Annotated in this window: 19 protein-coding genes; 10 read left to right on the top strand and 9 right to left on the bottom strand. The window is 63.4% G+C overall.

Features of this window, described 5'->3' with window-relative positions; translation table 11 throughout:
- Window positions 1-50: 50 nt before the first annotated feature.
- From AC3WT0_RS15765 to AC3WT0_RS15755, 3 genes are all read right to left on the bottom strand, one after another.
- Window positions 51-1,436: a hypothetical protein gene (locus tag AC3WT0_RS15765; RefSeq protein WP_492754397.1), complete on the bottom strand. Its 1,386-nt coding sequence runs from the start codon at window positions 1,434-1,436 to the stop codon at window positions 51-53.
- A 2-nt stretch (window positions 1,437-1,438) separates the two neighbouring features.
- On the bottom strand, window positions 1,439-3,103 hold the full coding sequence (locus AC3WT0_RS15760) for a hypothetical protein (protein ID WP_160987143.1): 1,665 nt from the start codon (window positions 3,101-3,103) through the stop codon (window positions 1,439-1,441).
- 107 nt (window positions 3,104-3,210) lie between these two features.
- Window positions 3,211-4,623, bottom strand: coding sequence for a tyrosine-type recombinase/integrase (locus tag AC3WT0_RS15755; RefSeq protein WP_062069127.1), 1,413 nt, complete (start codon window positions 4,621-4,623; stop codon window positions 3,211-3,213).
- A gap of 127 nt (window positions 4,624-4,750) precedes the next feature.
- On the opposite strand from AC3WT0_RS15755, the gene AC3WT0_RS15750 reads away from it, so the two are divergent.
- The 6 genes from AC3WT0_RS15750 to AC3WT0_RS15725 all read left to right on the top strand — a co-directional run bounded on the left by AC3WT0_RS15750 (window position 4,751) and on the right by AC3WT0_RS15725 (window position 9,428).
- The gene (locus AC3WT0_RS15750) at window positions 4,751-5,089 is read left to right on the top strand and encodes a hypothetical protein (protein WP_492754396.1); all 339 of its coding nucleotides are present in this window, start codon (window positions 4,751-4,753) and stop codon (window positions 5,087-5,089) included.
- Between the two features lie 121 nt (window positions 5,090-5,210).
- On the top strand, window positions 5,211-6,854 hold the full coding sequence (locus tag AC3WT0_RS15745; protein WP_492754395.1) for an ATP-binding protein: 1,644 nt from the start codon (window positions 5,211-5,213) through the stop codon (window positions 6,852-6,854).
- 235 nt (window positions 6,855-7,089) lie between these two features.
- A complete protein-coding gene (locus AC3WT0_RS15740) occupies window positions 7,090-7,479 on the top strand; it encodes a hypothetical protein (protein ID WP_492754394.1) in 390 nt (129 codons plus the stop codon).
- Window positions 7,476-8,003 carry an RES family NAD+ phosphorylase gene (locus AC3WT0_RS15735; RefSeq protein ID WP_492754392.1) on the top strand — a complete coding sequence of 176 codons (528 nt, stop codon included), beginning with the start codon at window positions 7,476-7,478 and terminating at the stop codon, window positions 8,001-8,003. Before AC3WT0_RS15740 ends, AC3WT0_RS15735 begins: the two co-directional genes overlap by 4 nt.
- A gap of 91 nt (window positions 8,004-8,094) precedes the next feature.
- Window positions 8,095-8,586 (top strand): hypothetical protein, encoded by a 492-nt coding sequence (locus AC3WT0_RS15730; protein ID WP_492754391.1) that lies wholly within the window; start codon window positions 8,095-8,097, stop codon window positions 8,584-8,586.
- A complete protein-coding gene (locus AC3WT0_RS15725) occupies window positions 8,577-9,428 on the top strand; it encodes a GIY-YIG nuclease family protein (RefSeq protein WP_492754390.1) in 852 nt (283 codons plus the stop codon). Before AC3WT0_RS15730 ends, AC3WT0_RS15725 begins: the two co-directional genes overlap by 10 nt.
- 193 nt (window positions 9,429-9,621) lie before the next feature.
- On the opposite strand, the gene AC3WT0_RS15720 is transcribed toward AC3WT0_RS15725, so the two are convergent.
- From AC3WT0_RS15720 to AC3WT0_RS15705, 4 genes are all read right to left on the bottom strand, one after another.
- Window positions 9,622-10,533 carry an HNH endonuclease gene (locus AC3WT0_RS15720; protein WP_492754389.1) on the bottom strand — a complete coding sequence of 304 codons (912 nt, stop codon included), beginning with the start codon at window positions 10,531-10,533 and terminating at the stop codon, window positions 9,622-9,624.
- On the bottom strand, window positions 10,530-12,200 hold the full coding sequence (locus AC3WT0_RS15715) for an AAA family ATPase (protein ID WP_492754388.1): 1,671 nt from the start codon (window positions 12,198-12,200) through the stop codon (window positions 10,530-10,532). The genes AC3WT0_RS15720 and AC3WT0_RS15715 overlap by 4 nt, the downstream gene beginning before the upstream one ends.
- Window positions 12,201-12,507: 307 nt before the next feature.
- The gene (locus AC3WT0_RS15710) at window positions 12,508-15,489 is read right to left on the bottom strand and encodes a TrlF family AAA-like ATPase (RefSeq protein ID WP_492754387.1); all 2,982 of its coding nucleotides are present in this window, start codon (window positions 15,487-15,489) and stop codon (window positions 12,508-12,510) included.
- A 334-nt stretch (window positions 15,490-15,823) separates the two neighbouring features.
- Window positions 15,824-16,015, bottom strand: a complete 192-nt coding sequence (locus tag AC3WT0_RS15705) for a hypothetical protein (RefSeq protein WP_492754385.1) — start codon at window positions 16,013-16,015, stop codon at window positions 15,824-15,826.
- A 175-nt stretch (window positions 16,016-16,190) separates the two neighbouring features.
- Between AC3WT0_RS15705 and AC3WT0_RS15700 the strand changes: the two genes are divergently transcribed.
- From AC3WT0_RS15700 to AC3WT0_RS15690, 3 genes are all read left to right on the top strand, one after another.
- Entirely contained in the window at window positions 16,191-16,655 is a 465-nt protein-coding gene (locus AC3WT0_RS15700) for a DUF736 domain-containing protein (protein WP_492754384.1), read from the top strand.
- A gap of 76 nt (window positions 16,656-16,731) precedes the next feature.
- Window positions 16,732-17,757, top strand: coding sequence for an SLOG family protein (locus AC3WT0_RS15695; RefSeq protein WP_492754383.1), 1,026 nt, complete (start codon window positions 16,732-16,734; stop codon window positions 17,755-17,757).
- 14 nt (window positions 17,758-17,771) lie between these two features.
- Window positions 17,772-18,008: a DUF6117 family protein gene (locus AC3WT0_RS15690; RefSeq protein ID WP_492754382.1), complete on the top strand. Its 237-nt coding sequence runs from the start codon at window positions 17,772-17,774 to the stop codon at window positions 18,006-18,008.
- Between the two features lie 32 nt (window positions 18,009-18,040).
- On the opposite strand, the gene AC3WT0_RS15685 is transcribed toward AC3WT0_RS15690, so the two are convergent.
- Window positions 18,041-18,475, bottom strand: a complete 435-nt coding sequence (locus AC3WT0_RS15685) for an SRPBCC domain-containing protein (protein ID WP_492754381.1) — start codon at window positions 18,473-18,475, stop codon at window positions 18,041-18,043.
- Between the two features lie 411 nt (window positions 18,476-18,886).
- On the opposite strand from AC3WT0_RS15685, the gene AC3WT0_RS15680 reads away from it, so the two are divergent.
- Window positions 18,887-19,867 carry a DUF2493 domain-containing protein gene (locus AC3WT0_RS15680; RefSeq protein ID WP_492754380.1) on the top strand — a complete coding sequence of 327 codons (981 nt, stop codon included), beginning with the start codon at window positions 18,887-18,889 and terminating at the stop codon, window positions 19,865-19,867.
- Between the two features lie 91 nt (window positions 19,868-19,958).
- Here AC3WT0_RS15680 and AC3WT0_RS15675 read toward each other — a convergent pair whose 3' ends face one another.
- Window positions 19,959-20,309 carry a hypothetical protein gene (locus AC3WT0_RS15675; protein ID WP_492754379.1) on the bottom strand — a complete coding sequence of 117 codons (351 nt, stop codon included), beginning with the start codon at window positions 20,307-20,309 and terminating at the stop codon, window positions 19,959-19,961.
- Window positions 20,310-20,431 lie beyond the last annotated feature (122 nt).

Genomic DNA, 20,431 nt, shown 5'->3' with positions numbered 1-20,431 from the left:
CCCATTTTCCTACTGCAAAGCAATCGCTTACGCCACTCCCGCCAACCCTCTCACCCGCCGCGGTGAATAAGACAGGTTAGGTATACGGTCGATTGATGTGCCGTAAGCTGGACATTGCCTACCCCCCGAATCAAGGCCGGTTTGAACAGGGGCTCATCATCTCGCGGCGCTTCCGTTCGATCGGCGCTGTTGTGTAGATAGTCCTGCAACCGTATTGCTGCCAATACGGCCCTGGCAACAGGCTCTATTACAGTCCAGCGATGTTCAGCGCCGTCGACGTTTTTGCGGGTTTTGAAGATTCTTCCGACGAGTTCGTAGCCCTTAACCTTCCCATGTTCGTCTCGCACGAGTCTTAGGCAACCACGCTTGAGCGCGGCCGCTTCCTCGCCTCGCATTCCGGATAATAGGCCGATTACGAGATAGCACGCGGCCATCGCCGGTATGAAGGTATAACGACTGCTGAAGCTAGGAAGATGCGACCGCCACGCAGTGTTTGTTCCTGGCATGTTGGCCCAAACACTGCTTGCGCCTGGGCGCTCGGTTCCGAGTTGCGAGATTGCCTTCTCGAGCATAGCCGAGCGTGCTTTCAGCACTTCCACGCCGAGACCGCTGGCCTTGCAGATTTCTGGCCACGCGGGTCGACCATCTTGGGTCGCCGGTACTCCAGAGCCTGATGCTTCAAGTGCATCCAAATAAGCGCGCAAGCGCTGGTCACTTAGTTTCGGTGACACTCTTTGCCGACGCGCGGCGATGTTGACGCCAGCTATTCGATGTCGGGCGATGAGATCGTCGATCCCATGATCGACGTAGAACATGGCCCACCGCAACGCCGGCGCGCTAATGGCTTCCGGTATTCGCGGTGTGACATTTTCTCGGCCACCCCGGTATCCCGCGATCCGAGTCGCTGAACGGTTACCCCAAGGAGCTATCCCGATCCCCCGGAACGACAGGTAGGGCGTATAGAGCGCAAGTCGCCGTACGCAGAGGATCTTGTAGACAAGAGTTGCCGGTGCGAGGTGCCGCTTCGCGGACAGCCAGTGATCCAGCCAAGGCTGATCGATCTCGTGTAGTTGAAATCCGGCTTCCCGCACTTCTTGCAAAAAATACCGGATGATATTGCCGACCTGCATCAGCGAACCAGGTTTCAGGACGCCGAGGCGGCCGCGCACCTTGTCTCGGGAGTCGTAGTTCAAAGACAGGAACAGATATTCTCGTACGAGTTCCCGCTCATCAGCATCGGCGATCCGACCGAAGCAGATACAGGCTTCATGGGCCTTTTTCGGCCGCGCGATGGCACATTCGAGCAGCCACTTATCGTCCCCGACCAGAGAGATATTCTGCTGCTCACGGCCACTCACGACCATGTGGGGCGGAATCACCAATGCCGAACGGTCAATCCGCCAAGATGCTTCGGCACGTTCCAGAACCGGACGCATGCTCAGCCCCGCTGAAGATGTGGCGGCAGAGCTGGCGCCACAGCGGTATTTTCCACTGTGGACCGAGCCTGTTCGATATCGCCAGCGTCGAACACGGGGAGTATCTGTACCATAATTCGATCATGGTCGGCGCTGTAGCGCTCGTGCCACTCCGCTTCCGTCATGACGGCGCGCCGATCAGCTAGCCATGTCAGATAGGTCAGCAACGCTGGCAGCTTCCGTGCGGTGAACACAGCATTCGGGCAATGGAGGCAGCCAGTGAACGCGGTGGCGCAGGAGCCGTCGTCATTCCGCCCAAGTGGGCTCGACCAGAATCCGGAACACATGCCGAGGAACGTATCGGCATTGCCTGAGATCAACGACGCGACAGCGCCTGCGTCGAGCTTTTGGTTTCCGATCGAGAGGCCGGCTACGAGCGCGCTGGTTTCCTCCTTCGGTGGCAGGACCAACGGTATCATCGCCATGTCGAACAATTGACCTTCGGCGACCTCTACCGAGCGCGCATGCTCTTCTCGAAGCCCGTCCACCGCGGCATAATGCCGAGCGGCAACTGGCTTCGAGTGATCGCTCGCGAAGCGGCGAAGGTGGCCTGCGTGGCGCACGTAATTGTCCCGCTTCACCGTTTTTCTTAGCTGGGCGGGAACGATCTTGGTTATCGGCTTACCCGCTTCATCGACGAGGCCGAGGCTTCTGATAGCGGCGTAGAAGTTATGGGTAGAAAGGCTGAACCGCCGCCAGCTCGGCAGTCCGGCTGCAACGAAGCCGACCCACAGGTAATCCGCATTCGGGTCGCCTCGATCGGCCATTCGCTCGGCGGCGGGCCGGGATAGTTCAAGGGCAAGGCGAACGAGTCCGCCTGGCGTATTGATGCCACCGTCACGCACGCGTTCGCGCTTGATCTTGGCGCGCAGACCGCCTCGCCCCTTCGTGTATTCAATGGAGACATATCCTCTCGCGGGGTTCTTCAGGCAGTCGCGCCGCAGGGTCCGCAGGCATTCTATCGGCATTTCGACCCGGAGCGCGATGGCGATGATGAAGCAGATCGCATCAGGCAGTGTGAGAACGAGAAGATCGCTGGCGGCGGCGATGGCAACCTTGCGATATTTGAACATGTCGAACTCGCTTCGAGCGGCACGCGTGCCGTCGGCGACTTTCAGGAACACATTCTCAAAGCGGCTCCTCTCCAGCTTGTTTCGCAAAGCTTCGATCTGCTCGCGTCCCGCCACGATCCTTTCGCGTGTAGCTATCACGCTGCGATCAGCGGCCTCTTTCAGGACGCGAGCGACGAACGGTGTCAACGGTTCGCGGGGCCGTAATGCCGTTCCATTGTGACGGCTCGTGAAGTTGATCCGCGCCTTCAGATCCGGACGTAGCAGATCAGGGTTGCGTTCGTCTATCGCGCGAAGGCCGTGAACAAGGCAACGGAACCGGGAGTATTGGCCCCGAACGTCGCAAGCATCGATGTCAGCGGCCGTAATCACGCGAAGCCCCCCGTCGAGGCGCCCGCTGGAGGACAGATGTTTGCCGAGCGGGATCCAGCTCTGTCGATACTGTTCGACACTCGGGACGGCCAGGCCGGCGAACAGCTCGTTCATCATCGGCCCAAGGTACAAGGCAAGATCGCGGCCCAGACCTTCGTTCCCTACCTCGTGCAGCAACCAGGTCATTTCGCGCCCGACACCGTCACGATGATGATAGGCTAGGATTGCGTCAGCTTGCGGCTCCTCCTGCTGCGGAGGTAAATCGCTGAACGATAGGCGAGGCCGTCCCACTGCTAGAAGAAGCCCATCAGACGAGAGTCCAGCGCCTCGGCCGCCTGATCTACGAGTTCGAAGGCTTCATCGAGGTAGGTGAGGTATTTTTCAGTGGTCAGGATGCTGGCGTGACCCAGCCATCGCTGGACCCGGCGCAAGGGGTCGCTGACGACCTTCATGTAGATTTCCTCGGTTCGATCTGGGACAGATCGACCGTCGAGCCTCTTCACTTCCGCTTTGATGAGGTGCGTAAGCCAGTAGACGGCAAAGGTATGCCGGAGGGTATGAGGCGATACCTGTAGGTCCCAGCCCATGTTCTCCGATAACTTCTTGCTGGTACGCCGGAAGATCGACTGCCATGCCGCGGGGGTGAGGGCTTGGCCGTCCTGCGCCAGCCATAATGCTGCCGGCTGCGCACTTTCCAATGGCGCGCCCGACCCGGGCAGCAATAGGAGATTCCGTCGTTCGTCGATTCGCAGAGTCGCCAGCGACCGCGGGCGTTGCTCGCCCTGGATCAAAACGCGCTGCCCGCCCGCAAGTGTGCCGATGAGCGGCTGCCGCATGGTCCGGACCCCACCCGCGCGTCGCCAGCGATCGACCAACTGGCTTCGCTCCTCGCGAACATAGGCGTCGATAAAGTTACCGGCGACCCGCCTCGGGAACGGCACCGATCGAGGTTTGCGCCCTTTGGTGATTGTGGCGGGAAGGTCGATCATGGCGGTGCGACTGCCCTGGAAGACGCAGGCATTCGTTGTCGGCAGTTCTCCGATCAGAAGGCTGGCGCCTTCCTCAAGTCTGACACCCGTGGTCACGAGTAGCTCGGCGAACGCGGCATCGCGCATCGGATTCCGGCGTTGAGTGATACCGCTCGCTTGACCCTGGTCCAACAGGCCTTGGTCTCGGAACAGAATGTAATCCTCGAGCGGGATCATGCGGATCGTATCTTCGGCAACCGCGCCATCACGGCGGAATCTGGTTTTCGGCGCCACTGAAATCAGTCTCACTTCCTCGCTGGCGGCCCATTGAAAGAACCGCGTCAACGCCGCAGACGTGCGCTTCCAAGACGATCCCGATAGTCGGAGCTCGCCCGGCCCCTCGAGCCGAAGGCTGCGATATTTCCCTACATCGACACTGGATGCGTCGAGTAACGACTTTGAACGCACATCCCGCAGATAGCGGGCAAAGACCTGAAGATCCCGAGCATAGTGGCCCGCGCTGGCAAGGGACACGCCATCGGATCGCAGGAACGTGATGAACGAATTGACTTCGACAACGGGGCTTCCGTCGGAATGAAGGAGAGAAGGGAGAGTTGTTTCGGGTAAGTATTTGATTGCGTCCTGCTTTATGGCGTCATCAAGCGCAGGCCGGATCATCATCCCATCAACAAATATAGGCTCGACGCCGAGCCAAGGATCGAACGGAAAAAGATGCACTGAATCCTCGATATGTCACTGGGCGCTTCCGCTTTATTGCCCCGACCCGATCGATGATGGGGCAATATCCATAGCCCGTCAAAGAGAATGAATCGTCTCAATGGCGACATAATTCTTTTGCGCCGCGATGAAGCCGGATGAGGTTCGCTCGTTGCCTCCGGCCTATCTGCGGCTCATCATCCTCATCGAAGCACGGGCAGCGCCGCGCCTCCATTCGGTCGACGGATTGTGGCGCTCGCCAATTCTAGGCAAGCGCGGCGCGGAAGCGCGACCGGGATCCATGACGCAGTTCATCCGCGATCAGCGCCTGCTCTGCTCTGCGGAAATCGACGCGATCATCGAGCGGGCTCCTGCGAACCTGCTTGCGTTTCAGCGTGCGGCCGCCTGCGTCGATCTGCTCGACCGGCCGCCGATGGGCGATTGGCTAGCGCGCTTCAACGCCGGGACAGATCGCAAGGCAGCATAGGCATTCGTGCGTCATCCCTTCCTCGCCCGCGCGACGACGAAGGGGTGAGGGAAAGGGGCTTGATGAGCGAACGGATCATCCATTCGCGAGAGGGAGCCCACCATGTCCGTTCTCACGACAATTGAAGCTCGCGTCAGCCAATCCGCGATCACAAAGGTTACCCGCCTGTTCAACGGCACCATCGCCGATGTCCTGCGAGCTCCTACAAAACGCGCGGCGCGCCGGCGCGCAGGAAATCAGGATCAATCTGGCCGATAGGAACGGGGAATCGATCCTGGTCGTCCGGGACGACGGATCCGGCATCGCCGATCCCGCGGTGCTGGTGACGCTTGGTCACTCGGGTTGGGGCGCCGATATCTCACGCCGCGAGGATCCGGCGGGCATGGGCGTGTTCAGCCTCGCCGGGCATCATGTCGTCGTTCGTTCCCACTCTTCCAAGATCGGAGGATGGCAGGTCGAGATATCCGCCGATGCCTGGCAGGGCGGTGTCCCGTTGCCGGTTGAGCCGGCCATGATCGAGAACGGCACGGAGATATCGCTCGCCCTGCCGGAAAGCTGGGCCACGCATCTCGAAGATGCGGTTAAACGCGCGGCGCTCTATTTTCCGCTTCCGGTCTATTTTGGCGACAGCCTGTTGCCGCGCCAGGATTTTCTCGCCGACGCGCACCGCATCGAGCATTGGCATGGATGCCGGATCGGCGTCTTCCGGCACAAGGACCAAGGTGGCGCCGAGACACCGCGGATCAACTTCCATGGCGTGGGGATAGCGTGCCGCCTGCCCATGATCTCGGAGGTCGGGACCTTCGGCAAATGGACCGCGCGTGTTGATATCGTCGATGCGCCGGCGCTTCAGCTCGTCCTGCCGGCACGCAAGGAAATGGTCGAGAATGCGGCTCTTGCCGATCTGCGAAAGGCCGTCGCGAGAAGCATCTATCGCACGATCGCCTTCGAACCCTCGCACAGGCTATCGTTCAAGGATTGGCAGCAGGCTACCGAGCTCGGCGTCCAGCTTGCGGAGGCCGAGGCGTCCCTCGACGCCTGGATCGCTCTTACGGCAGACAGTCATGGCCGCGAGGTGGGCGAGCGCGTCAGCACCGGTCCCATGCTCATCATGCCCTCGCAAGAACCCGATATCGAACAGGGCCTGGCGCAGATCGTCGGCGACGGGAACTCGATCGGCGCACGGCTTGTCGGTGCTGAATCCGCTTTCGAGGGCTATGGCTGGTACGACCGGCTGCCCCGCATCACCTGGCTTCAGATCCTCGTCGAGCAGAATGGTGCGGTTCTCCGTTATGGTGAGGATCAACTGCTGCCAGACGACCATGGCTCCGGCCGCGTCTCGTCTCTCGAGGTGGAACTAACCATTGCCGCGAGCGGCGGCGAACAGGCGAAGACGCAATTACAGCGTTTTCCAATCCCGATGCTCGTGTGCTGCAATGACGGCTATGGTCTCGATGACGCCATTATCCTGGTCGCCGACGGCGCCGATGTCTCGCCTGCAGCGCTTGCCTGGCTCATCGAGACCAGCATTTTCTGCGCCGATGACGACCATGATTGCGACAGCTGGGAAACCCAGCACCGGAACTTCGAGGAAGCCGCACGCGATCTCGCAACCTCCCTCCTGCTTGGCGAAGAGGAAGCCCTCCTCGAACGGATCCGCGTTGCGATTGGAGACAATGTCCTGTGGCTCATCCCTGCCGGCCGGACTCTCACATTGACGGCGACGGCCCAGACGCTTTCCATCGCCCTTGCTGAAGCCGCCTGATCACGGCCCAGCCACACCGACGATATTGCCTCTGCGCAAGGGGCTTGGAGACCTTTACGACCTCCCGTCAGGCACTTCCTTGGTCGCAAGGTTGAGAGAGCTGCTCGCCCGGCAATGCCTGCCTTCTTCCTCGAGATCCCGGTCTCTTGACACGCTTTGTTCAGGTGTTGGGCTTAATCTGGCCTTGAAAATGTGCAAATAGTGTGCATATGCTCATTCACGAAAGGAGGCCCTCATGACCGCTATATCGATGGAACGGCGCACGGCCGCCATATCGGGGTTCGTGGAAAGCCTGCAAGAACCGCGCACGCCTTATATTTCGCCCAAACGGTTTTCCGCCGCCCTTGGGGTTCAGGTCGCTGGACTGGCGAACCTTGCCGGTGTGCATCGCAACACCTTGCGCAATCCCGCATCCGAACGTCTCCAGGACAAGCTGCGCGAAATGCTGAGGGTCATTGCCGCTGCCGCCGCTTTGACCGGCGATGTGCCGAAGGCGATCTATTGGTATCGGAACGAACCTATCGCCGATTATGAGCACAAGACCGCCGCCGAGTTGGTAGCCGAAGGGCATACCGATGCGGTCATGGCGCATCTGCGTGATCTTGAGAACGGCGCTAGCGGGTGAAGATCGCATCGCTTGGTCCCGATGAGGTCTTCTACCGCTATCTGACTCCGAAATGGGCTTTCGTGCCCCTGAGCGGCGCGGGGGCGGCAGGCGAAGGCGGGCGCTTCAATCGTGTCGGCGTCGAAGCACTTTATCTCGCGCGCGCGCCGCAGACCGCACTCGAAGAATACCGCCAGGATTCGACGCTCGTGCCGCCCGCGACGCTGGCGAGCTACATCGTCTCGCTCGACAATGTCGTAGATCTTTCGGGTGGCTACGACCCTGCTCATTGGTCCACCGACTGGGCGGACTGGGATTGTCCCTGGCGCAAGATCGCGCGCATCGACAAGACCACACCTGCCTCGTGGATGCTTGCGGACAAGGTCATCTCGAATGGGCACAAGGCCATTCTTTTTCCCTCACTGCGGCATCATGGCGGTACTAACCTTGTGATCTTCCATTCAAATCTGACTACCGCCGATCACTTGCGCGTTCACGATCCCGACGGCCGCCTTCCGAAGGATCAATCCTCCTGGCCCGCTTGATCATACACGAGCTTCGGCCCAGCCGGATGTGGCACGAACCAGTTGCACGATTTGATGCATATTTGGATGGAACCAAGGGAATGATGGTCCGGTGACTGACTGGAAAAGCCGCGACTATTTCGCGGAAATGTACATTGCCGGCGTCATGGCCGATGTGGGCTGGAACATCTATTTCCCGCACCGCGATCAGGGCTTTGACATGATCGCGACCTGCCCAGCGCCCGCTGGGACGATCGTCCGGCCCGTGCAGGTCAAAGGCAAATATCCGACCAGCGCGAAGACCGACAAGGCGCGCTATGGCTTTGTCGGCAAGCTGACGGCCTTCCATGACGATATGATCCTCGCCATTCCGATGTTCGCCAATATGAGCGACCCTGCGCCGCGTCACATCGCCTGGATGCCTCGCGCGGAAATCCGCCCCATGGCAAAGGAACGCTGGCGCTGCGAGCCCGCCCGCTTTCAGGCCGGATTGCCTGTCCCGAGGCCAGGCCTCGCCGCATTCTTCGATGCCGAAGGCCTGCAACGCTGCGCAATGCCGCATTTCGGGCTGCCGCAACCGGAAAGCGTGCCCCCATGCCCCTGACATTCAACCAACTCCTGCGATCCGAAGGCATCGATCCGGGCGATGTGCGCCTCCTGCGGCATCAAACCGACAAGGTGCGGGGCCGCACGCCCTATACGCTTTGGCGCGACGATCCTGGCGCCTTCGAGCGCTATCAGAACACGCAGGACAGCAATCAGCGGGCGCACTTCCGCGGGCGTTACTGGGCGAGTTTCGTGGCGCCGCCCGACGGGAGTACGCTCTTCGTCGGCCTCTATCATGTCCACCTTGTCGGAACCGTGCCGGCGGGCGCGATCGACGCCTTTACCGGGCGTGGCGTTGGCGAGGACAAGGGATGGACCGAATATGACCAATATGCTTGCACACGCGCCGATGCCCTCAGCGACTATATCGGCCGTCTCTTCATTCATTGGGGCGACACGGCGAGCAGCCGCCGCGCGTGGAAGCAGCGCGCCGATCTCCAGGACAAACCGATCGTCGAGCTTTCACGAACCTTCCGGGAGGAAGCCTTCCCGGGTTTCACGAAGCTGATACGCCCACTCTCGGAGATCGAGGCCATGCCTGGCGCATGGAAAGAGGTGCTTGCCAGCAGCCGGGGCGTCTATCTCCTCGCCTGTCCGCGCACCCGGGAACATTATGTGGGCTCCGCTTCCGGAGCGGGCGGCTTTCTCGCGCGCTGGCGCGATTATGTGGCCAATCGTCATGGCGGCAATGCCGAGCTCAAGATCCGCGATCCCAGCGACTATCTCGTCAGCATTCTCGAAGTCGCGGGGTCAGCGGCCAGCGAGGCCGACATCATCGCGATGGAAGGTGATTGGAAGCTGAAGCTCCATAGCCGCGCGATCGGACTCAATCGCAACTGACCTGTGAGGCCTGACCTGCGGAAAGCGGCGTTGCTGCTGACTACTCCTCGGCTTGTCCCGCACGCTTCGCAGCTTTTGCGCGTGCGCCAGGCTTCCTGCCGAGACCGAAGGAACAAGGCGCGATCCTGGCGATGCTCCCTGGCCGGTCTATCCCTCTGCCCCCCTGTTGCCGTCCGTCCGCGGGAGGGGCCGATCAAGCGATCACTGGAGCATCCTGCCCGGCCGCCGCCGCGTCGACCAACGCTCCCGGACGGGCCACGGGCAGCAGCTCGCGAAAAGCCCCATCGCAGAAGGCATCATGACCCGCGAGCGCGAGCAAAAGGATAGGGCGCCAGTGGTTAGGGTGGAAACGCGCGAATTCGACGCCCGCCTGACGGTCCAAATAGGTGCGCACGCCCTCAGCGCCGAGCGCTTCGTGGCACAGGTCGATCCCCGTGGTGTGACCGGCAAGATAGGCGTTCAGTTCCTGCGCATAACGCGCGTTGAGCCGAAGACGCCGCAGCTGATGGTCCAACCGGGCGGCAAGCAGAGGCGGGAGTGCCGCCTCAGGATCGATTCCGAACGCGGCGTTCAACGCACCATTGTCTATCGTGACAACGGCGCGCAGGAAACGCGCTTCGGGCAGCGTCTCGAAATAGGGATGCACGAAGCGTTCAGCGGGATTTTCCGGCGCGGCTGCCCCCTTGGACTGATTGCAATCCGCACAGAGCGGGACGAGGTTCCGAACATAGATCGCAAGCGCGCGATAGCTGGCCTTGGGCAGATGATGATCGAGCGCGCGGGGCGGCGAGATACCACAGACCGGGCATTGCTCGACGCCTTGCATCAGCCCGGCGCGGATCGACGCGAGCCGACGCCCGGTTTGCGTCAGCTCATAGCCATTCTGGATCGCCGTCCGCAGCGCGTCATCGAGATGCAGGGCTTTGAGCGGATCGCCAGGCGCACCGTCGGCGGCATCATAGGCGTCATAAAGGGCGATGACGGCGTCCAGTTCGTCCTGCGTCGCCGGGTAGCCGTTCAACTGGCCGTTGCGCTCCTGTACCTCGAGTGCGACCGTCAACTGATCGCGGACCAGATCGCGGCCCGGGCAAGGCAGATTCCTCACGCGGGCTGCGCCTTTCGGGCAAGCCCCGCCATCACATAGGCAAGCGCCTGGCCGCTCAGCCCGGGCGTGAACAGCGCATTGATCTCGTCCAGCGAGGAAAAGCCGGCAACCAGCAGATCCAGTATCTTGTGATAGTCGGTCGACGATGCCGTCAGGCCAAAGGCGTCATAACTCAAGGTGCCGACATTCTCGCCGAACGTCTCCAGTCCCGGCGAGAGGATATCGAAGGTCGCACCCGTGCGGCGGACGAGCCTGACGTGCCGGGCCAATGTTTCCTGCAAAATGACCGGCGAATGGGTGGCAAGGATCGCATAGGCGTCCGTCTCCTCAAGCACGATCCGAACGGCGTGCATCAGCGCCGCGGTCAAGGGCGGGTGCAAATGCATCTCGGGTTCATCGAACAGGATGAGCGACTTGCGCGTGACATGGGCGACAAGCGCTGCGACGACATGCAACGCGATCTTGTGTCCGGTGCTCCACGCCAGAAACGCCTCGCGCGGACTGCCGCCCAGCAGCGCCTCGCGCTCGCCGCCATCGATATCCGCGAAGGACGGATCGGCGAACAAGGGCTCGAGCGCCGCGTCGAACAGGGGCATGTTGCCATTGCCGGCAATCTGTCCGACCAGCCGCTCGAATTCGTCCGCAAGCTGGGTCAAGGATTTGAGCCGTGTGGTCGTCCGCCGGTCCCCCGCCGCCAGACGCGCGCGCTCGTCGTCGGGGAGATTACGCTGCTGGAGCGCTTCGAGATCGTCCCGCACCTCGGCAACGATGTCCCTGAGGCCTGCATAGATATAGCGGCCGCTCCCTTTCTCGATGTCACTTGCGATCTGCCCCAGCTCGCTCTCATAAATCCCCGGCACGATGAAATTATCGAACGCGCTGTATGAGATGGCGATAATCTTTGAGAATCCTACTGAAGAGGGCTCGAAGACGCCGATCTCCTGGATTTCCTGCAGGCTCCGGTCGGACGGAGCGGCAAAGGCAACACGGGCAATGCGGGCCAGAAGGGTGCTCTTGCCCGATCCGTTCCGGCCAATCACCACGATCGCCCGGCGCGGGAGCAGGCTTTCCTTTCCACTGGGGCCGAGGCGGCGTTTCGGGCCCATGTGAAACCACGGCTCCGGCGCGTCGAAGTCGAACCTCAGCGGCGTCGCCCAATTACCCGGATGGAAGGCCAACTGCAGATGGAGATTGGGCAGCGCCGCGAAATTGCCGGTCAGGATGGCACCCGCATCCGAGAGGAACTCCTCAGGATTGGGATTGTCCCGAAAAAGCGACACACCCCAGCCGCGCTCGTCGCGGAAGGCGTCTTGCAGTGCCGGCATGGCGACCACGTCTCGCAGCGCCTCTAAGATAGCGTCCCGGTCTGCAGACGAAATCTCGTTGAGGCGCTGATAATAGTCGAGCGAGCTTCCAACCGAGCAGAAATCCTCGGACAGCCGTTCGAAAGCCTGGTTGATCTGGATGCCATCGGCCTCGGTCTGGCCGCGCCGCAGAATCTTCACCGAGCCAATCAAAGCCGGCTCCGTTTCGGCGCCCTCCTGCCGCCGGTAGAGATGATAGAGGGTCTGGAAGCTGTAATCGTTCCAATTGTCCTGGCGCAGGGCGAAAGGCGCATCGAAGGGCTGTGGCTCGCTCCGTCCGGGCGGGAGGATAGTTATGGCCATTTCGGAGCCCCTCTTGGCGGCGATCGGAACAAGCGGGAATCGCATAGGAACGGTTCCACGGCCATCGTCGCGATGGTAGCCGCATCCTTGTACCGCTGGCTGGTCAGCGCATTCCGGTCCGGCGCGCGCGCGATCGGGACGATGGCCGAGGGCGCTTGCAGCAAGGCACGTGCGCCATCCCATGCATCGCGGTGCTGCTGAGGCGAGCCTTCCCGGTAACGCCATTCATCGGGCAGGTCAGCGTGCGTGACCGGGACGTCAGTCAGCCCGCTGCTTTTGCCCTGGCTCGCTGCACGGTATCGCTTCATCAGATACGCACACGCAGGCGCTTCGCCCGTTCCTTGAAGGCATGTTCGCCGCCCTCGAGAATGTCGCAGACCTTCTCGCGTATCTCTGGATCCTCCAGTCCGCCTGCGACGTAAGTGATCTCCGGCAAGTCGCCGGGACGATGCGGTCCGCACGAGGCCACGATGACCTGATCGGCATCCGCATTGACGATCAAATTGGCATTATGCGTGACAATGATGATCTGCCGCCGCTGCTTGGCGGACCGGAAGCGCGCCACCAATTCCACAAAGATCGACTTGGGATCGAGATTCTCCTCGGGCTGATCGATCAGCAGCGGTCGGTTGTCGTCGAGGTCGATCGCCAGATAGAGCAGCAGCAGGACGATCCCGCGTGTTCCAGGCGACAGGCGCTCGACATCGGTACCATCGAACTGGACGCCATAGGCGATCCCAATATGTCCGGTTCCGTAGAGCCATGCCGAGATCTGCCCCGCCCATTGCCGCACCTGAGGGGCATCCGCCGGATCGCGCAGATTATAGGGGCAGCATTCGACGATCGCCGCATCATAGGCGTCGCGAAACGCCGCGAGCGCCGTACTCGCTTCGTCGGCGGATCCCGTCGACCAAGCCGGCAGCAGCATCTGCCTCGCCAGATCGGCAAGCGTCCCCCTGCGAAAGGTCGATCCCTTGCGCAGATCGAGCAGATCCTCGCCCTGGCGCCCCCAGGCCTCGACATCGACCCGCCGCCGCACCGCGAATGCCAGCTTGCGCGCTGAGCCTGTCTCCGCATCGATCCGGGCGCTGAGCGGGGCATAGAGCGCGGTCAGTTCATTCTGCTCGGACACCAGGGCTTCGAACACTTTGCCATAGGCGGTCCGGCGGTCGCGCTTGATCTCCTCGATTCGCGCAGGTGCCCTGTCTGCCGCCTCGATCTGACGACCGAGATTGGCCGCCTTGCCTTCGTCGGCCGCAATCCGGCTGTTGAGGGCGGCAAGCGCGCGCGCCGACTGTTGATCGACGCCGATCAGGCCTTCGAGGCGCTTCGCTTCGGCGGCGAGCAATCCGATCGTCTGCTGGCCAAGATCGGCGCCAGCTGGGATCAGCGAGGTCGCAGGTTCCGCCGGCTGGACTACCGGCGTTCCGGCCAGCGCCGTAATTGCAGCCTGGACCGCTTGTTGCTCGCCATTGATCGCACCATCGACATCCCCGGTGAAGGTCAGCGTGAAGCGCGGCCACAGCGCGTCCGGGAGCTGGGCCGCCTGATGCCGCAGCCGCATCTGCCGCAACATGTCCGGCGCGGTCCGCGACCTGACCAGCGCGACCTCGGAAGCCAGGCTTTCGAGCGCCGTCTTGCGTCGCTCGAGCTGCTCATATTGCGACTTTCTCGTCTGGAGCGCCGTCGCGACCACGGTATAGGCGTTGAGACGATCCTCGCTTCCACCGCTCTTGGCGACGAGCGCGAGGCGATCGGCCTGGCTTTTCCGAATCGTCTCCTGCAATGCCGTGAGTTGGGCCCGGAGCGGCGCGGCGCCGGCCGCCTTCTCCTGCTCGGACACGAATTCATCCGACAGCTCGCGCAACTCGCCCTCATAATGGGCGCGCGCCGTTCGCGCCGCATCCGCTTTGAGATCGAGAAGCTCCCCGAAATTGACCGCGCCCAGCCGTGCTTCCGTCGGATGGGCCAGAAAGATGACGCGCTGGATCTCCTCCAGCAGTTCATCGGTCAGGCCTTCCGCGGAGCAGAGCCGGTCGACAAATTGCTGAGATAGGTAACGCACCTGCGGATCAGCCGCATCGTCGAAGCCGCCCAGATCGTCGATCCGCGCGCCGGAGCCGGTATCATCCCCCCAGGCGAGGTCGACGCTCGCACCCGTCAAATGCTCGCGCGCCCGGTTGATGAATGAAAGCCGGTTGCTATCGAGCGCGAAAGCGCCGGCGCCGACGGCGATCAGATCGGCAAGCGCGGTCTTGCCCGACCCGCGCGCGCCGATGATGCCGACCAGCCCCGGATTGAGTTCGATCGCATTGTGGGTCAGGAAATTGGCGTTGCTGATGCTCACCTCGGTGATGACCTGCGACGGCGGTGCCGCGGGCGGGGCGGCTGTGCCGACAAAGACGCGGATGTCGGGTTCGAGGCAGGCCTGCCGCAGCGTCTCGAAGCGCAGATCGCCCTTGAGCCAGCATCGCCGATCCTGGTCGGGCGCCGCAACGCGCGCGAGGCGATGCGCGTCGCTCCCATGCAGGCAGGGCTTGAGCGCCCCATATTGGGCGATGATCGTCTCCGGTGGAATGTCGGGATGCTGTCCAAGCCAGAAGGCGCGGTCGGCCGGGCGGCCCGAAAAGATGATGCTGGCCGCGCCCTCGATTTCCCGCCGGAGGCGCGCGAGCGAGGCGTCGCCCTGCAGTCCTGCGGTGCCGTCCGTGCTGCTCGCCGCGACCCCGATCAGGATGTTGGTCTGCGCCCAGCGGCTGCCGCGCATCGCCGTACGGAGATTGGCCAGATCTACCTTGAACTGGTTGGTGCCGGCGGCCAGCGCCTGCGCATCCGATACCGCGCCGGCATCATGGGCGCGACCGAGCCGGCGGATATCGTCGGGCGTGCAGCGATAACGTTCACCCAACGCCTCGAACTCCAGATTGGAGAGAAAGCTCTGGAGAAGGGCCAGATGGTCGCTGTCGTCGGGTGATACCAGGAGATGGACATTGACGGGGCTGCCGCTGTTGGTTCCGACACCCAGGCGGAGTTCCACATTGGGGAAGATCAGGTCCACCCCCGGCATCCGGCCGTTCGAACGATGCGCCAGCGCCTGCTCATAGGTTGCTGTGCTGTAATAGTCGGTAATGCCCAGGGCTCTGACCGGCGGATCGGAAGCTTCGATCCGCGACAGAAATTGTTCCCATCCGTCACCGGCCGGATACTGATCGGCAAGTATGGTTCCAGGCGTATGGATATGCGGGTCCCAACGATGCCAGATGGACCCCCGATCAACAATATTGGTCAACGCTTGCCCCCGACTCCGTTCGTATCGGCCCTGCTTCCCGACACTCCAGTGATTGTTCCGCCATTCTAATGATTTTCCATGTAATCGCGCCATGGGCAAGGTTGACGCTCGCCCTTTTCACGGCGGCGGATCCTGCAAGCGGTGCGCCGGGAATGGGGTGGAAACGGGGGCAGGGGGCGGCTGCCCGCTGGCGCGGGCACCGCGCTCTATCTCCGCGGCGCGTTGCGCCGCTCCGACCGAGCTTCGGCTGCGCCGAATCTCGGCCCTACCGGGTTGCGATCGCTGCCGCGATGCGGTGAGGCCGGCGCCAGAAATGCGGCGCTGTGGATGAACGTCAGGCGCGGGAGCGGCGCTTGGTGGGGCGGCGCTCGCATTCGCCGGCGGTGGCTTCAAGATCGGCGGCGAGCTGGGTGAGGGCGCGCGCGGCGCCCAGCCGCATGAGGCCATCGCTGTTTGCGCCCGAACAGCCGCGTGCGGCGCGCTTGCGGGCGAGGTCGGCCACGGTGCGGAGCGTCGTCGAGTCCATGCCCGCACAATAACCCTGAAGCGGTCCGGCCGCCAGCCGAGCGTCAGGGGCGCAGGCGGTGCGATCCGGCCGGCATAGGCGCGCGGGGGAAGGGCGGCGCCATAGAGAAGAGGGGGATCTTTGCGGGTGTCGCTTCGGGATTGGCTGAGGCGATGAACGTCAAAGGAACTGTGTCATGAACATTGGTGAGTTCAAGCTGAGCAACGGCCGTCTTCTGGGTTCGATCGCGACCCGGACCATCGATCTGCCCCGTCTGGGGTTGCGTCCCGTCGAGAGCGACAATGACCGCGCGCCGGTCTTCGAGATCGTCGCGCTCAACGTCGGCAATCGCTGGGTCCAGATCGGCGCGCTCTGGGAAGCGGTCGCCAAGCACACCACGGGCGAGGTCTTCCTCCAGGGATCGATCGATGATCCCAGCCTCCCCGAGCCGCTGCCCATCGCGCTGTTCGGCAATGAGCAGGAAGGCATGCGCGTCGCCTGGCGCCGGCCCCAGCGCCGCGACGATTTCGGTCCCGCTATCCGGACCGGCCGCCGCGACTATGACGGCCCGGAGCAGGGCGGGTTTGGCGACAGCACCGCCGGGACCGAAGGCGAACTGATGGGCGCCGGCGCCGAGGTCGACGAAGACATCCCGTTCTGACCGCATGTCCCAACGGGCCGGGGGCGTATCCCACGCTCCCGGCCTTTTTCTTTGCCCTTCGCTCAGGAGACAGGAAATGTCCCACAATCCTTCCCACAGCGTCAGCCGCTTCGCTGACCTGAAACAGCTCTATGCCGAGATGACCGCCACCCCCGAATTCCAGGCGGCGTTCGGCGATCCCCTGGCGCTCTCCATCGTCGAACCGGGCGAGGCACCTGGCGAGCATGACATGCCCGAGCCGCTTGCCGCACAGGCCGACTGCGGCGGGATCGTCGCCACCATCTTCGATCTCTTCACCGGGACGCGGCTCGAACCGCTCGCCCCCGAGATCGCCTGGGGCTTCGTCAATTCCTTCCACTTCGTCGCCGGCAAGCTCGAACGGCGCGAAGACGCCCTGGCGCAGGAGATCGGTGACCTCGCCCGCGCGCCCGATATGAGCGAGGTCTATTCCTCCAGCCTCGAGGAAAAGCAGCTCCTCTGCCAGTCGACCGCCGAGCAGCGTGAAGCCGTCGAATGCATGCGCGACTATGCCGCCGAGATGTACCGCGCGCTCTCAGGCTGGCCCTGGTCCCCGGCACGGGGCACGCGCGCATCGTCCGCCTCGGTCGCGAGCCAGATCGCGGCGCAGGATTTCCTGCGCGAGCGCGCGCTTGCCGCGCGTGAACGGCACCTGCCGCAGGGACCGATCGTGATCTTCTCAGGCCCTGCCTTGTGGCATGACTGGGAGCCGATCTGGGAACGGCTCGACGAGATCAAGGCGCGCGTGCCGCATATGACGCTGGTGACGACAGGGCAGCGCAAGGGCGCCGATGCGATCGCGGCGGCATGGGCCGCGCGGCCCGAGATCAGCGTCCCGCTGGTCGCCTATGGCCTCTATGGCTCGGGCCGCAAGGTCGCCTTCACCCGCAACCGCAAGCTCGTCGAACTGAAGCCGGTCGAGGCCCTGCTGTGCGAGGGTTCGGGACTCCAGGCCAATCTCTACCAGCTCCTGCGGCAAGCGGGCGTGCCGATCCACGCCTTCAAGAAGGCCGGGCAAGCGCCGGACAGCGGGCATGCCGTCCGGCCCGGTACGGGCTGGCGCGCGCGCCGCGCCGCGGCCTGATCGAGGGAACGGCCATGGCGATACCCGATGCCTATCGGCGCAATTTCCAGACCCTGCTCCGCGCGGCGGAGCAGGGCGATCTCGGACTCATGGAATGCACCGATCCCCGGACCGGGGAGCCGCGCTATGTGATCTGCGCGGTCGGTCGGGCCGATGGCGATTATGTCATGACGCCCTTCGGCCATCTCCATGACGGGAACCCGTTCGATGCCTATGTGCCGCCGACCAGCGGTCCCGCTGGCCCGGCCTGACCTGAGCGGTCGCCTCTCGCAGAGGCGGCCGCTCATTCCGTGAGGCGCGCCAGATTGCGGAGCGAGGCGGCCATGCCGAGCCGATGATCCTCCGGTGTGATCCCCACGGGAACGCCGGTCGCCTGAAACGTCACTTTGGTGCCATCCCGGTCTGGTTCGAACAGGGTCGTGAGCGTCATCCTACCCGCAAAGGCGGGATCGTCCGAGACAAAGATCACCTCCTCGACGATCCGTTCATGGGCGAGCAGCTCGGCGAACCGGACTTCGACCTCGTCTTCGCCCGGGCGCGTCTTGCCCTGCTCGAGAGCCTCGCCCCCCTCGTAGCGCAGCACCATCCGATAGCCGCCGCCCGGGCGGGGATCGAAGGCCTGGATCGTGGCCGTCATCCCATCGGGCGCCCGCCAAGCGGCCATGGTCTCGGCATCCGTAAAGGCCCTGAACAAGGTGCGCGGCGGCGCCAGGATCACCCGCGATGCGCTGTCGATTCGTGTCCCGCTACTCCGTCTATTCAATGGCTTATGGACTCCCTGTTGCGCCCGGTTCTCGTCCCTCGGGGGACTTGTCTCATAGCCGCACGCCTTGCACCTGTCGCCCGCTGCGGTATCTGCCCGCGCTGTTTGAAGGGGTATGGGCGATGTTGGCACTCCATACCATTGCCCTGCGAGGGGCATCGAGCCCCCCGCAGGGCAGCTCTTCCTCTCTCTCAAGAAGTCCAAGGGTGCCACGGGACCGCGACGGCCTCAAGGACGACGGCCCCTCCAATTTGCTTCGCAAATCGGTTCCTCCGTCGCCGCTTCGCGGTCGGGCTTCGCCCGATCCTTGACCCCGCCGCTCGGAGCCCGTGCCGGGGAGGGAACCTCTAGAAGAAGGAGGTTCCAATGACTGCTTCACACCGTTCCCCCGTCCGCTTCACCGACATCGCAGAGTTTCTCGCCGAAGAAACCCGCGAGCCCTCAGACCGCTTTGCCGCCGCTTTCACCGAGACCGCCGATCAGGTCCGGCTCGCCGCGACCGACGAGGCGGTGGGCGCCGACATGCCCGACCCCTTGCAGATGCAGCTTGGCGTCGAGATGCTGGTGACGACGCTTTTCGATCTGCTGCGCGATACGCGGCTGGAGCCCGTTGCGGAAAGGCTCGCCTGGGGGATGGTCCACAGCTTCCACAAGGTCGCAGACCAGCTCGACGGCGAAGCCGACCGGGCCGCCCGCCAGCTTGGCGAACGCGTCCGCGAGAATGACGGCAGCGAGATCGTGACGAACGATATCGAGGACGCACAGACGCTCTGTCACGGTCTCGATGAAGCGAGCGAAGCCGTCGCCTGCATGCGCGATCACGCCGCGCAGATGTTCCATGCCGAGACCGGCCGCCCGTGGTCCGCGCCGCGCGCGACGCTCACCTCGGGCAAGCGCACCGCATCGGTGATTGCCGCTGCCGACTTCCTCGCTGCCCGCCGTCAGCGGCGCATCGATGCCAACGCGCCGGCGGGGCCGGTAGTGATCTTTTCCGGGGGGCAGCAGTGGGAGGACCATGCGCAGATCTGGGAGCGGCTCGACCAGATCAAGGCGCGGATACCGAGCATGGTGCTGGCGACCACAGCGCAGGACAAAGGGTGCGACGCGATTGCCGCTGCATGGGCCGCACGCTCGGGGGTCAAGCTCATCGCCTTCACTCTCGACCGGCGCCTCGGCAAGCGGGCAGGGTTCGCGCGCAACGAAACGCTGCTGCGGTTGAAGCCGGTCGAAGCGATGGTCTGCGAAGGGTCGGGGTTGCAGTCGCATCTCGCGCGCATGGTGCGGGCGGCAGGCGTTCCGGCGCACTTTCTGACGCTGGCGGGACAGGCGAAGCGCGCGGCGGCTTGACGGACAAGGGCGCCGGTGGAGGGGTTCAGCTCTTCCACCGGCGCCATTTTTCCGTGTGTGAGGTGAGGATCGCCGGGCTCGGGAACCCGGCCTATTGGCCGGGTCCGTCGCCCGCCGATGCGGCGCCCTGGACGGGCGCCGGCCTCCTGCGCGCGGCTCCGCCGTGCTCGTCGCTGGGCCGCCGTTCCGGCGACGTTGCCGATTGACTGGAGCACGCAGGCAGCGCCTTGAGAGCAGCGATGGATGCCTGGCCGCCCACCCGGATCGCCTGGGTCAGGATGTCCCTGAACTCCCGCTCCGGGAGCGTTTCGATGGCAAGTTCCTGCACGAGTGCACCATAATTGGCGCGCACGGCGCGCCGGACAGTCTCCGCTTCATCGGCCAGTTTTCGCTGATCGGCCTCGATCTTCGCGAGGCGTTCGCGGTTTGTCATCTTGGGCATTGTCGACTCCTTCATTGAGGAGGTCAGCCCGCCATGAGCCACTATCCATATCGAAGGTCGCCCTGCAATGGCAATCGAGGGCCGGCGTGCCGCCGGCCGAAGAACAAAAGCCCCCTTCGGGG

The organism is Sphingomonas sp. EU05-FHT14C10, from assembly GCF_058790595.1.
Note: the sequence above shows the minus strand (reverse complement) of the source record. Positions and strands in the feature narration are given on the sequence as shown.